This window comes from Wolbachia endosymbiont (group A) of Lypha dubia, assembly GCF_964028575.1.
GTDB lineage: Bacteria > Pseudomonadota > Alphaproteobacteria > Rickettsiales > Anaplasmataceae > Wolbachia > Wolbachia pipientis.
In genome coordinates, this window is the sequence record NZ_OZ034796.1 from 1,437,113 (window position 1) to 1,451,454 (window position 14,342).

A 14,342-nucleotide genomic window follows, 5' to 3' on the forward strand; every position below is an offset into this window, starting at 1 on the left:
ACACACTTTTTTGAACCATACGCGTCAAGTTAAGGAAAAGTGTAAGTAAAGTTGATAGAGTGAAGGAAAATAATAAGGTATAAATTCTCTTGGATATATGAATGAGAGAACTTACAATGGACAGAATAGCTTGCTTATCAAAAGACCTCAATGAATTCTTTAATGAAAAAGCAGACGAAATATCAATTGCAGTAGGTTTTATAAAAAGAAAGAGAAAACTTAATGGCTCATCATTCATAAAAGCTATGGTTTTTGGTAACATAGGAGTTGATGATTGCAGCATAGAAACAATGTGCCAATTGCTAAATGAAGACTCGATAGAAATTACAAAACAGGGTTTAGATTTTAGGTTTAGTGAAGAAGCAGTTGAGTTCATGAAAAAAATGTATAACGAAGCTTTGTGTTTATTTAAAAAAAGTCTACAGATTGATTGCAAAATTTTACAGCAATTTGGAAGCGTTAAATTATTGGATAGCAGCTACATTAGCCTGCCCAGTAGCATGGAAGATATGTACAAAGGATATGGCAGTAGCTATAGAGATTGTGAGAATAATACCAAATCAGGAATAAAGCTACAGTTAGTCTTTGATTACCTGAATCAAGCGCTAGATAAGTTAAATTTTATGGAAGGAATAAGGTCGGATCAAGGTTATAGGGATTATCTGAACGGTTTATCAGCCAATGATTTGCTAATATTTGACTTGGGCTACTTTGTGCCTAGTTCTTTTAAACAGATTGATGAAGCAGGTGCATATTTTGTTAGTCGTTATAAGTCTGATACCAATATATATGATATAGAAACAAATCAAAAAATAGAGCTATTGGAGTATTTAGAAGGTCAATTATCTTCAGAAAAAGAAGTATTATTAGGAAAGGAAGTAAAAATTAAGGTAAGAATTATATGTCAAAAGCTAACTGAAGAACAGTCTATGGCTAGAAGAAGAAAGGCTAATAAATTAGCAAAGTCACATGGATATACATCTTCTCAAAAGAATCAAAAGTTATTAGATTGGTCAATATTTATAACTAATGTTCCAGAGAGTAAAATTAATGCTGAACAAATATTGACGGTTTATAGAGTAAGATGGCAAATCGAATTACTATTTAAACTATATAAAAGTCATATCAATCTTGATAAACTAAAAGGAAAGACAAATCCATTTAGAGTATTGTGCGAGCTATACGCAAAATTATGTGCTATTCTCGTATTTCACGAAATGGTTGGCTGTGTAAAACTAAAAAAGAACACGGAGCTCAGTTTAACAAAGGCATTTATTGAATTGAAAAGGCGGGTTAGAGAGCTCTTTTTGATATTAAACAATATTGTCAATAATTTAAAAATTTTTCTAAAAAAGCTTACTATAATCTGGTCAAAGTTTTCTTTGAAAGACAGATATAGGAAGACCAGGGTATCTACTTTAAGCTCTCTACATTCCTTAACTTGACGCGTATGGTTTATTTAACACTCCCCCACTGGACATTAGGTTTGGGACAAAAGGCTGAATAATGGGAGCTGTGTGAGTCGAGAGGGTGCGCCGTGGTACGCATTAAGAAATACTTAGCGGAGCTAAGCGGGGTTCAGAATAAATGGCCTCGAGGTGAACAACTAACTTTAACCCGAAAGGGAAGGAGGACAAGAGCATGTATGTAAAGCGAGAGTTATCTGAAGATGTGTAAGGTAACGGCTTGCAACACCTGATCAATATGGTTAAAGCTAAACTGCTTGAATTCTAATCTTCAGGGGTGGGATTTCACATCCATGGGTATCACATTTAAAACCCCATGTCTACAGTAAGCACAAATTAAACTTTCGTTTGTGTGACATTCTGGCTGTAGAACGATAAGTAGTGAACTTATTTAAGAGCGTCGAACAAGAAAAAAATCTTGTTAAACCGGAAAGAAACTATTTCTTCACTTCCATAGCAATTTTTATATATAATTTATCAAGAAGTACTTCTGCAGTTATAACCGACTGATCAATGGTGCTTAAGTGCCCGTTTAGGAGCGTGGTTTTGGAGGAACGGTTAAACCACTGATGGAGTCTATTATGACTACCTCGATTAGAAGATTGTATAATCTAACCGTCCCAAGCTTAAGTGCTTCTCCATTATAAGTTATAGTAGGATAATTACCATGATAAAGGCAAAAAGTAAACTAGAAATAGTGAATCCTGATACAGCAGGAATTGATATCGGCTCAGCTGTACATTATGTATGTGTACCTGAAGGAAGAGATGAACAACGTGTCAAAAAATTTGGATGCTTTACAGTTGATCTTCATAACTTAGCAGGGTGGTTAAAGAAATGTAAAGTTAGAACAGTAGCTATGGAATCAACAGGAGTATATTGGATTCCTTTGTTTCAAATACTTGAGTCATATGGATTTGAGGTAAAATTGGTAAATGCACGATATATTAAGAACGTGCCTGGTAGAAAATCCGACGTTCAAGACTGTCAATGGTTACAACAATTACACAGCTATGGATTACTCCATGGGTCGTTTAGACCTGATGATCAAATGTGTGTGTTGCGTAATTACGTTAGGCAACGTAGCAACCTGATTGAAAGTGCATCCACACATATTCTACGTATGCAAAAAGCGTTAATTCAAATGAACGTTCAATTACACAAAGTCATAAGTGATATTACTGGAGTGACCGGTATGCAAATTATCAAAGCAATAATTGAAGGTGAAAGGAATCCTGAAAAATTATCAGAATTGAGAGATGTACGGATAAGAAATGATAGATCTACCATGGCAAAAGCGCTAAAAGGCGACTACAGAAAGGAACTCTTATTTGTGTTAAAGCAAGAATTTGAATTGTATAATATTTATCAGGAAAAAATAGCAGAATGCGACAAAAGCATCGAACAATATTACAAAACATTTGAAACAAAATCTGACGAGAATAAGCGATGCAGCAAAATAAAGAATAGGTTTTCAAAAAACAGACCAGACTTTCCTTTACACGAAGAACTGTATAGAGTAACCGGTATTGATTTTACTAAAGTTCCTGGGCTTGATGTGCTAACTATACAAACAATTATCTCAGAAGTTGGTTTGAACCACGATAAATGGCCATCAGAGAAGCACTTTACTTCTTGGTTGGGGCTAAGTCCTGCTAATAAAGTTACAGGGGAAAAAGTATTTGGGACTAGAACTCGCAAAGTTATTGCTCGTGCTGCAAATGCTTTTAGGATGGCTGCCCAGTGTGTGTCAAGAAGCAACAGTGGGATTGGTGCATATTGCAGAAGGTTAAAAAAACGACTAGGAGCACCGAAAGCGATTACCGCTACGGCTAGGAAATTGGCGTGCATTTTTTATAGTATGCTAAAGTATGGACAGGAATATGTAGAGAAGGGCATTGATTACTATGAAAAGTTATATAAGGAAAAAATAGTGAAGACTCTAAGCAAGAAAGCTAGTGAATTTGGTTATGTCTTGATTAAAAAAGAGCTACTAGCAGAAAGAGTTTCTTAGAAGGTTAGTCTCTCACACTGAAAATAAATATTTTTAAGCTCTTAATAGCTCATCAATTCATTTGCTGGGGTTTTAAGGCCTTTTATAAGGCAACTATAAAAAGATGATATCCCCTCTTTCATCTAAAGCCTTAAATGCAATTCTCAGATGATCTCTGACAGACGTTTTTTCATCAACACATTTAAAACAATAAAAAGATTGAACATTTCCTCACAATTGTGTATAATAATTAATGCTTTTTATCTTACTTTCTCATGGCTCTTTCGAAGTTTCTTGATGCACGCAATGATTATGCCTTTAAAAGAATATTTGGCACTGAGAAAAACAAAGATATTCTCATTCATTTCTTGAACGATATTTTAGGCTTTACTGGCTTAGCTGCTATTCACGATGTTGAATTCTTAGCTACCATTTTAGACCCTGAGATTGCCGCTAAAAAGCAAAGTATTGTCGATGTTCTTTGTAAAGACTCTCAAGGTTCAAGATACATTATAGAGATGCAGTTCACTAAGACCAAAGGCTTCGAAAAGCGTGCTCAGTATTATGCTGCTAAAGCCTACTCAAGTCAAGCAGATCAAGGTGATAATTATCATAATCTCAAGGAAATTATCTTCATAGCCGTTGCTGATTGTATTATTTTTCCAGATAAAGCTGAGTACAAATCTAATCATGTCATTTTAGATCGAAATAGCTTTGAACATGACTTAAAGGATTTTTACTTCGTATTCATAGAACTACCAAAATTTACAAAGACAAAAGAAGACCAACTAGAAAATATAGTAGAAAAATGGTGTTACTTTTTTCGCTATGCAGGAGAAACAAGGGAAGAGGATCTAGATAAGATAGTTGGTAGTGACGTAATAATAAAACGAGCTTATGAAGAGATGAATAAGTTTAATTGGTCAGAAGAAGAGTTACTAGCATATGAACAAATGAAAAAACGCATAATGGATGAGGTAGCTGCTTTAGCTCAAAAATTTGACGAGGGCCTTAGGGTTGGAGAAGAAAGAGGCATCCAAATCGGCCATGAAAAAGGTAAAGCGGAAGGTATTAAAATTGGTGCAGAAAAAGGTAAGGAAGAGGGCGAAAAACAAGCTAAAATAGCTGTGGCCAAAAACCTACTTAAGGCTGGCGTGTCTGTTGACTTAATAGCTGAATCTACAGGCCTTTCTCAAGCTGATATTTCACAGCTCAAGGAAAAAGCTTAAGTACTGTAGCTCCCTTAGAGCGCTTTTCAACTTATTATACTTCTTTATCCATTAGTCTAATATATTAAAGCCTACATCTAACTCTTCTGTTATTCTCGCTATGGCCTATTTGATTTTCTCACCAATTCTACGCATCAGTTAAGTGCAAAATAGATGATATTTAAATATAAAAAATGTTTTTCATAAAATTTTTCTTGTCCTTGATAATTTTAGTGTTGCTATTTGATTCTAACTTTTGCATAATGCAGCAAATATTTTTATATAGGAGGTACAATGCCAAGATGGACAGATCGCCATGCTACAATACTTAAGAAATTACAGGATATCATTAAATATTCAGATTCTAATATTGCTGCCGGAAGGCGTTTAGCTATCGAAAAATGGGTAAAAACCTATACTGGAGAAGTAGAATATCTTAAAGATGATGAACTACAATTCTTATACAACGTATTTCGTGATGAGAATTGTTGGTCAGGTACAAGGTTAAACACTGCTACTCTAGGAAGAATGTTAACTGAAGAAAAAATAGGTGAAATAAATAATCCACTTTGTAGATATAATATGGCATGCAGGTACTGCGTGACAGATAAGATTCCTCAGCTTTTTCAGGAACAACTTGAGTCTTACAAAAGTGGCTTCTCTTCTGAAGAAGTAGATGATGATGGCAGGCCTGCAACTAACAACCGCAAATATGTTAGAAATGAATTGTTAAATGCTATGAATAGTGAAGATCCTGTACTTAGCTTTTGGATTGATAAAAAATCTGGAGAATTTAAAAAGCATGATAATGCGGTAGAGGGTTTTAATAAAGCTGTGGAATTTAAATGGAGTGAAGGAGTAGAATACTTCCATCGTCGTATAAATCAGGAAAGAAAGGAAAAGATTGATAACCTGATGGTTAAAGCTGTTGCTAATTTATCTGCTATTCAAGCTAACCATAATGTTGCTACCGTTTTAGATTTTCTTCTGCATGAAATAATCACTGATCCAATAAAGCATAAATTACTACTTGAGTTACCAGATAAAGGCAAAGGAGCTATGTATCAGCCTCTTAGCACATTAATACAGTGTGGTTTCGTTGATACAGTTCAAGATGTAATAAAGCACTTATCTCAGGAAAAGGTTTTAGTGTCTGAGGAGAAGAAAATACTTTCACATTGTGGTTACGCGTTTCTCCTTTCCTCGCTTTCAAATTCGATGTTAGAGGATCCTGAGATAGATATTCAAATTAAGGCAAGAATGATTATTGTGAATCTTTGGAAATGCGATCTTTTTGATGAGCATAAAAAAGCTGTGGTTAAATTTTCCAAGAACATAGATCCGATAACAGATGTGCTTGCAGGGTTAATTGTTGATTGGCAACGTGATAATAGCAGTAATAAAATTGTAAAGAAGCATGAAGTGCTGGAAATTTTGCAATTTGTCAAAGATTTTTGTTCAGATAAGGATTTAAAATTATTTAAAGATGGTATCACTAATGATCTAAAAACGGTTTATGTGTCAGGTATGAAAGATGGTATCGACTATAGCAGGGTAGCAGAGGGATTATTTTCTCAGCTAGGGAGGTCTGCACATTTGTCTCCTGAAGGTAGTGGTTTCAGTGATCCACAGACCGTGTTAGAAAGTGCTGGTGTTAGTGGTGTGTCTAGTCGTAGTTATAATTAGGAGTGTTTATGCGTGCGCCAAGCAAAGTGCGTAAAGTCCAGTTGGTGAAAATCCAACCCAGGCAAAGCCTAGCCAGCAGGCTGGAACAAACCACTATGCTGCGTAAGGTAACGAGCGTAGTAAAGCTAGTGGAATGGACAACACAGGGTACAACGAAAGTGAAGGTATTGAGTCCCGAAATTCTCGATGTCATAGAGGTCGACACGTTGCATATAGTGGAAGACAGCAAGAAGGGTAACAATAGGGCAAGTTATCACTCACTCTATCGGGATCTGAGGCCGTATCACGTGTTGAGATGGAGTTTACGTAAACTTGGGAGATCCTTTGTATTCCTATTAAGGTACGTTGGAACAAGTCAACAAAGGCGAGTACTGACGGAAGATATAAAGGAAGTCGGACTGATTGATAGTACTCAGAGTGTGGGAAAGCCACATACAAGGGGAAGCGGTCAGCAATATAGTGACTGGTTTAGGAATTGCTATGCCAATACAACGGAGGTTGGAATAACGTGCAAAGAAAACTAAATCAGATAGCAGTAAGAGCCAGGCAAGATAAACGATTGAAATTTACATCGTTAATTCATCTGATAAACGCAGAGAATCTTGCTGAATGTTATAAAGAGCTAAAGCATAACAAAGCATGCGGTATAGACCAGGTGACAGTAGAAGCTTATGGAGAAAATCTTGAAGAGAAGCTCAACACTCTGGTGGATAGTATGAAAAGAAAGCGATATCAACCGCAACCAGTGAAAAGAGTATATATACCAAAAGCTGGAAGCAAAGAGAAACGCGGGCTTGGAGTACCGTCTACAGAAGATAAGTTAGTCCAGATAATGCTGAAGAAGATATTAGAAAATATTTATGAAGCTAACTTTCTGGATAACTCATATGGTTTTCGTCCTGGTAGAAGCTGTCATCAAGCGGTAAATGCACTAAATAAAGCAGTTATGTACAGACCAACTAACTATGTAGTAGAAGTTGATATCAAGAAATTCTTTGATAATGTCCAGCACAAATGGCTAATGAGATGCTTGAGAGAACGGATAACAGACCCAAACATACTGTGGTTAGTAAAACGATTTCTTAAGGCAGGAGTAGTCGAAGCAGGACATTATGAAGCAACTGAACTAGGCACACCTCAGGGGGGAATAGTAAGTCCTATACTAGCTAATATATACTTGCATTATGTGCTGGATTTGTGGTTTGAAAAGAAATTCAAGCTAAGATCTAAAGGTTATATGGAGCTAGTTAGGTATGCAGATGATCACCTGATTTGCTGCGAAAGAGAAAAAGATGCTAGAGAACTCTTAGAGTCACTGAAACAAAGGCTAGGAAAATTTGGACTGGAAATATCTGAAGACAAAACAAGAATAGTAAAGTTTGGCAAAAAGGAGTGGCAACAAGGAATAAGGGAGAAACGAAAAACGGAAAGTTTCAACTTTCTAGGATTCACCCATTATGGTACAAGGAGTCGTAAAGGTAGAGTAATGGTAGGTCATAAAACCTCGAAAGAAAATCTATCTAGAAAACTTAAAGAAATCAAAGAATGGGTGAAAAAGATCCGAAATAAAGTTCACCTTAAAGATTGGTGGTCAATACTTAAAGCAAAACTAACAGGACACTATAACTACTTCGGAGTTAGCGGAAATTACCGGTGGTTGAATAAATTCTTCTGGCGGGTAATCAAGCTAGCGTATAAATGGATAAACCGACGTAGTCAGAAGAAGAGTATGAATTCAAAGCAATTTATACACTATCTACAAGTTAATCCATTACCAAAACCAAGAATATGCTACTCATTATATACAAAATAGGAAATGCTGTGAATACTACATTGTGGAGCCGTGTGCGGGAAAGCTGCAAGCACGGTTCTGGTGGGGGAGTCATAGCGATAAAACTTAATCAGGAGGATTTAAAACTATGACTTCTACCAAACGGAATGATGATGAAGATACTGAATTAATTCAAGATTTGTTAAATGGAGATTGTGATGAGCTAAATAGAAAAGTTGGACTTTTTTTAGACCAGTGTCCATCTTTTTTACACTCGGTTGGTAGGAGTCGTTTTTTTCCTGCATTCTTTTTCGGCATGTTTGCTACTGCATTTGATTCTGGTATTATAGATTTTGACCCTGGTATTGCAAATGGTGAAAGAATTTACTTTCGTTTTGATAACTATAATAATGGGAAAGGAAATCTAAAAATTGCTGTTCTAACTAATGACGTAGATGAAGATGGCATAAGAATAGTAAGATGCTACACTATTGCTGATAATGAGAACAGTCCTGGATCAAGATTCAGTGAAGAAGAAAGGCTATGGGTAGAAGAGAATCAGTTACAGCACTTACAGGAGGATCTGGCTTGGGAAGAGTATAAAATATTTCAGCGGGGAGAAGAGTGTGTATTGTTTCCTCAAGGAAGGGATTTTGATGGAAATCATGCATCTCCCATCAATAATTTTAGAGAAATTGTTCCAATCATGCAGCAAGGCAACTTATTAGATTGAGTAAATGGGTTAGCAAATAATAACAGTCTAGAAGTAAGAAGAGACATTAGAAGAATTTTACAATACATCGTCAATGTCTACGATGAATATCGCCAAGAATTGAATTTTGATAACGAGTCTGACGATCATGGTTTTTTATCCGGATTTTTATTAAATTTTAGGTACCGCGCTATGGCTGATATCTACCTAGAATTACTTATAGGTAGAGGATATGCAGATATTACTTTGCTTGTGCGTGGTCAGGAAAAATTAAATAATTCAGTTCCCATTATAATTGAACTCAAAGCAGGTCAAGAACACGCTGGACAAGCATTGGAACAAGCTAGGGGTTATGTTAGAAACTGTCCTATTTCATCTGTATCTGTTCATACCTCGTCAAGAAATGCTGTTTGTGTAGGGCTAAACTTTAACCATAATGCTCAACGTCTGCAGCTTGGTACAGAACACTTTCTAGAGCAAGAACCTTCTTTGGTAAGAAGATTACTTAATCCTACTGAGGGAGAAGTTGCAAGAGATGTAGAAAATTATTTATTGTATCCAGCCTCTTGCACACGTGCAGTACCTGGTTCTAATCCATTTTCCTACACATCTAGGTTTGCGTTTGCAAATATTGCATTTGAAAAAGGTACTGCTCGGATAGGGGGAAATTTGGTAAGAGTAACAAAATACCTATTCAATTACCATAATGACGATAGAATGTTATATCCAGTAAGACAAGGGGCCTCAGGAGTAAATGTTCGAGAACGCGCTCTGACAATGGTTTTGTTTGCACTAAGTATTAACTCACTAGTTGTACTTAACATCCGTCGAATGTTGCGTCACCAGTTTCCAGTAATGGCCTTAGATTTATCACGTCCACATTGGCAAGGTGCTAGAGTGCGTGAAGTATTGTGTGAAATGGTTGATGATAATCCTCAAATAAACGTTATTTTAACACCATTTCAGTCACCTGATGATTATTCAAGAAATCGTGGGCATTTCCACGGTAATCTTTCACGAATAGGTGGTGTTGGACAGGTACACGCAGCTGCAAGTGTAATGATGAATACCGGCTGGCAAGATGTCAATAGGCATACGGAATTATTTCAGGAAATTTCTAATGTGTTGTTTCCATTGTTAGAGCAAAATGCTATACAACCATTAAGGCAAGGATTGGTAACAAGTGAAGCTGAATTTCAAGCTGTATTACATGGGTTATTTTATACTCTTGGCAATCCTGCTAGAGTAGTTATTGAGTTTCAATTAGAAAGAGGTGGAAGAATAGATCTAGTGTTGTCAAGATTTGTGGAAAGAGATGATACTCATCCAATTGGGATAGAGCTAAAATTTGCTGGAACTGCAGGGCAGGTACGGCAAAAAAGTGCAGAAGCGAATCGACAATTACAACGATATACACAATGTGGAGGATGCGAACGTATTACTGATGGAGATCAAATGGTTTTATCATATGCTGTATTCAATAACGGTGCACGAGGACCAGATACTCTAATATCAGTTAGGGATGTTCTTAACGTAAGAGATAACTTAGGACAGTTTTACAGATGATCTTTTATCAATGGAAGTGCTCAGGGTTTGGATGTACTTATAGTGAAATATACATATTAAGTCCAGTAGAGTGTAGGTAAGGTTGAAGGAAGAAAAATAAGATTCTTTGAAGAATAGGGTTTATTTTATGTCTTCTTAAGCTAAAGCCAGCCTTATCAGGTCAAATAAATTTACTGACAAGAGATTTGCCTAATTTAATACCTATTAGCAGCGTGGTAGAAAGTGGTCACGTAGGCAAAGTCGTAATGCTAAGATAGGTTAAATATATAATTTGTCTAGTTTTTAGTACTTTATGCAAAAAGCTGAAAATTTGAACAGCTATCTATTTTTACTATAGACTTACCTCAATTTTTCTTTCTCATATCAAATGAATTAATGTTAATTCAGTAATATATTTTACTAAAAATTTAAATAAAATAACTATTTCCAGTGGTTAAAATCAAGGAACGTGAGAAGTTTTTTCTTTGGAATGCGTTGGTCTACCACTTGTTCTGTGCGAACTTTTCTATATAATAATTCTACTATACCGTAAAACCAGCTATATTAGCCTATTTTGCCACATTTATATACGAACTAATTCGCTTAGCTTTGTTGTAATAATTTTACGTTTTTGTTTTTGAAACACCCCTTTTACGTAAAAAACTCTCACAAATATACGTACTTTTTTTGTGTTTTGTGAAGAAAGTAAATAATTGAATTGCTGTTAACGCTAGTTACTGTAATATTCCTCCCAGAAACGCTCCTGAACAAATATTGCTTGTACCGTTGAAGACGAAAAGATTTATGGTTAATCTTATTAAATTGATAACTTATTTGACTAAATAATTGCATAGTGGTATACTAAGTTAATTAAGCTTGTAGTAAGTAAGAAATATGCCAGGTGTTATTGATAATCAAAATTCTATTAGCGATGATTTTGTAAATATTAGCAATACTTTAATAAAAGAGGTCTTAATTGAAAAGCTCGGACCAATTAAGAGTGAATTAGAAGCTCGAGATGAACATGATCTCGACGCGCTTTTGAATCAAGACATTTCTAGTTTAATTAAAATATGGAAGAACATAGAGCGTTCTGAGAATAGTGAGTTAAATGATGCTTCTGACCTTGCCGATCTGATAACAGGACAAATTGCAGAATTTGATAAAGAAAAATTACTAGAAATGTGTACTCTCAGTAAAATTGCCTATGGTGATGGGGACAGGAAATTAAAGAAAGATGAATATGAAACTAAAAGGCAGTTTGAAGAAGCAGGTTATCAAATAATAAAATTTTATGACAATGAACTCATTCAAGATAAATATTGCTCAGATAGTGATTATAAATTAGAACAACACAATGTCGGCTATGCTTTGACGGGTAGCAATTCATACAATCGAGATGTTGGTTATGTTTTTATTAAAGACAAGGAAGTAACTATAGCTTATCATGGTACTCGCGATTTGAATGATTTGAAGGAAGATCTTCGTGCATCTTTGACTAAGTTATCATTTTTATCTGGAGATAATTATATCCACTCTGGTTTCTACTCTTTATTCAAACGCTCTTGGCCCAGCGTACACAAGATATTACAAGGGCATGCTAATGATAAAGGATTAGAAGGAATCAAAAGTTTAAAAATTAATGTTACAGGTCATAGCATGGGAGGTGCTCTTGCTACTATAGCTGCTTTATGTCTTGATAAAACAGAAGAAGCCAAAGACATTAATGTTGCAACTTTTGGCTCCCCAAGAGTTTTCTACAATGATGCTGCTGAAGTTTACAGTGAGTGTCTTGGAAAGAAGACTATTAGAGTAGCTTGTCAATCAGACCCAGTACCATGTCTGCCACACGGTAATGCTGGTGCGCATTATAAACATGTAGGTAAACCATTAAAACTAGAAACGGATAAAGTTCTAGATTATTTAGAGCCATACTATCATAAAATTGATACCTATTATAAACTTATTCGGGAAGTAAAGCAGGAAAATTTTAAATCAGACAGCAATGCATCTAGGTATTTTTATATTTCTTACGTGCTTAGTCCATTTTACCACTTAATAAATTGTCTACTTAACTTTACATGTATAGATGGCGAGAAATTCTTTGAAGAAGTCAGGGAAGAAAATAAGGATATTAAGCTTTCTGAAATACCGATTGAATATGCCCCAAAATTAGAAGAAAAATTGAAACAAGAAGAACAAGAGTGTGATGAGCTTAATGATAAAGTAGCTCAATTGACTCAAGACAAGAGTCAACTAAAAGAAACGCTAAAGAGTACACAACAAAGCTTGAATGAAAAAACTGAGGAACTTAACAGCAAGGATCAAGAGCTGAATGATGCGAACCAAAAGCTGGAAGAGTTTAAAAATACACAAGCTCAGTTTGCGCAGGAGAAGAAAAAGCTAAATCAAGGCTTGGATGCAAAAGCTAAAGAACTTAAGAGTACAGGAGCTCAGCTTGCAGAGAAGGAGGAAAAGATTAGCAAGCTAAATAATCAAGTAACTAAATTTACTGAAGAAAGCAGTAAGCTTAAAGAGCAATATAAGAACATAAAAGTTAACCTTGAAAACAGCAAGACAGGGCTGGATAATGCAAATGAAAATATTTTAAAATTAAAAGAAGATTTGGAACAAGCAAAACAAAAGATTGATGATGCAAATCAAAAGGTTTCACAATTATAAGCTCAGTTAGAACGAGAGCAAGAGAGTGCAAAGCAAGAATTGGCTAAAATAACTAGGGAATTTGAGAGCAAAGAAGCTAACCTTGAAAACAGCAAAAAAGAGCTGGATGATAAAAATAAAGCCTTGAATGCAGAAATTCAAACATTTAAGAGCACACAAACTCAGTTGGAACAGGAGCGGGATAGTGTAAAGCAAGAATTGGTTGGCAACACTAGTGAAGTAATTCAACTTGCTCAAGAACTTGAGGAAACAAAAAAACAACTCGTAGAGGGGAAGAAAGAGCTAGATGTTGCAAAGAAAAATATTTCACAATTAGAAAAAGATCTAAAGCAAGCAAAACAGCTAGAAGGGCACCTGAATAGTGCAAAGCGAGACTTAACTAACAAAACTGGTGAAGTAACTCAGCTCACTGAAGAAAACAACAAACTAAAGAATGAGCTAAAGCTGAAAAAGCCCAAAAATGAAAATAACGACCTGAAGACAAAGCTGCAGGAATCTGAAACCAAAAGTAAAGAACTAGAGAGTCAAGTTAAAAATCTACATGAACAACTTGAAAGCAAAAATAGGGTGGAAAGTCAAATCCAATGTTTGCAGGAACAACTTGAAGGTAAAAATAAAGAGCTGAATAGTACAAAGAAAAATGTTTCACAACTAAAGCATGAGACATTAAGTAAACAAGCAAGTATTGATTGTCTTACTAAAAAAGAAATTCAACTTTTATCAGAAAATAGTCGGCTCGCCAAAGAAAAAGATCTCAGCCTGGGTAATGAAAACAAAAAACTCTCAGCAGTAAATGCTCAAAGTAGAAAGCAAGTAATCTATGCTTCTGTTTCTTTTTTGTTATCTGTGGCATTTGCTGTTGGTGCAAGTTTAACAATGTTTCATTTAGCAATGTGTATTTCACTTGCTGTAGCTGCATTAACTTTTCTTGCAGTAGGATGTTACTGTTCGTATGAAGCAAATACAGCGCTTAGCAATGTTGAAATTGATCAAACAAACGGTATCGATCTTGCAGATGCTAAAAAATAGTTTTTAAGGTTTTAAATTATACTCGTCCCACCACTTGTACCGTTTGAACTTTCTTGTATAATAGTTTGACTATATCGCAAAACCAGCTATATTAGCCTACTTTTGCCACATTTAGGTACGAACTAATTTGCCCAACTTCGTTGCAACAATTTTACGCTTTTATTTTCACAACGCCGCTTTTATTTAAATTATTCTCACAAATATACTTACTTTTTTGCGTTTTTGGGGAAAGTCAATAATTAAAAATTTT

General features: G+C 35.4%; 9 protein-coding genes. All 9 read left to right on the forward strand.

The features are described 5' to 3' along the window. Positions 1-116: 116 nt before the first annotated feature. Positions 117-1,445 carry an IS4-like element ISWosp9 family transposase gene (locus ABWU72_RS07245; protein WP_155969615.1) on the forward strand — a complete coding sequence of 443 codons (1,329 nt, stop codon included), beginning with the start codon at positions 117-119 and terminating at the stop codon, positions 1,443-1,445. A gap of 688 nt (positions 1,446-2,133) precedes the next feature. Continuing rightward, positions 2,134-3,480: an IS110 family transposase gene (locus ABWU72_RS07250; RefSeq protein ID WP_174515809.1), complete on the forward strand. Its 1,347-nt coding sequence runs from the start codon at positions 2,134-2,136 to the stop codon at positions 3,478-3,480. A gap of 254 nt (positions 3,481-3,734) precedes the next feature. Then, positions 3,735-4,688 carry an Rpn family recombination-promoting nuclease/putative transposase gene (locus tag ABWU72_RS07255; RefSeq protein WP_353284009.1) on the forward strand — a complete coding sequence of 318 codons (954 nt, stop codon included), beginning with the start codon at positions 3,735-3,737 and terminating at the stop codon, positions 4,686-4,688. Positions 4,689-4,961: 273 nt separating this feature from the next. After that, on the forward strand, positions 4,962-6,353 hold the full coding sequence (locus ABWU72_RS07260; protein ID WP_265031848.1) for a hypothetical protein: 1,392 nt from the start codon (positions 4,962-4,964) through the stop codon (positions 6,351-6,353). A 508-nt stretch (positions 6,354-6,861) separates the two neighbouring features. After that, positions 6,862-8,166: a group II intron reverse transcriptase/maturase gene (ltrA, locus tag ABWU72_RS07265; RefSeq protein ID WP_017531706.1), complete on the forward strand. Its 1,305-nt coding sequence runs from the start codon at positions 6,862-6,864 to the stop codon at positions 8,164-8,166. 106 nt (positions 8,167-8,272) lie between these two features. Continuing rightward, positions 8,273-8,857 carry a hypothetical protein gene (locus ABWU72_RS07270; protein WP_353284010.1) on the forward strand — a complete coding sequence of 195 codons (585 nt, stop codon included), beginning with the start codon at positions 8,273-8,275 and terminating at the stop codon, positions 8,855-8,857. 99 nt (positions 8,858-8,956) lie between these two features. Next, positions 8,957-10,402: a hypothetical protein gene (locus ABWU72_RS07275; protein WP_353284011.1), complete on the forward strand. Its 1,446-nt coding sequence runs from the start codon at positions 8,957-8,959 to the stop codon at positions 10,400-10,402. A gap of 873 nt (positions 10,403-11,275) precedes the next feature. Continuing rightward, positions 11,276-13,063 (forward strand): lipase family protein, encoded by a 1,788-nt coding sequence (locus tag ABWU72_RS07280; protein ID WP_353284012.1) that lies wholly within the window; start codon positions 11,276-11,278, stop codon positions 13,061-13,063. A 39-nt stretch (positions 13,064-13,102) separates the two neighbouring features. After that, entirely contained in the window at positions 13,103-14,092 is a 990-nt protein-coding gene (locus tag ABWU72_RS07285; RefSeq protein WP_353284013.1) for a hypothetical protein, read from the forward strand. Positions 14,093-14,342: the final 250 nt, after the last annotated feature.

Excerpts from the sequence above, each read along its gene's own strand:
- ABWU72_RS07245 (WP_155969615.1), top strand. The coding sequence starts at position 117 with ATGGACAGAATAGCTTGCTTATCAAAAGACCTCAATGAATTCTTTAAT.
- ABWU72_RS07250 (WP_174515809.1), top strand. The coding sequence starts at position 2,134 with ATGATAAAGGCAAAAAGTAAACTAGAAATAGTGAATCCTGATACAGCA.
- ABWU72_RS07255 (WP_353284009.1), top strand. The coding sequence starts at position 3,735 with ATGGCTCTTTCGAAGTTTCTTGATGCACGCAATGATTATGCCTTTAAA.
- ABWU72_RS07260 (WP_265031848.1), top strand. The coding sequence starts at position 4,962 with ATGCCAAGATGGACAGATCGCCATGCTACAATACTTAAGAAATTACAG.
- ABWU72_RS07270 (WP_353284010.1), top strand. The coding sequence starts at position 8,273 with ATGACTTCTACCAAACGGAATGATGATGAAGATACTGAATTAATTCAA.
- ABWU72_RS07280 (WP_353284012.1), top strand. The coding sequence starts at position 11,276 with ATGCCAGGTGTTATTGATAATCAAAATTCTATTAGCGATGATTTTGTA.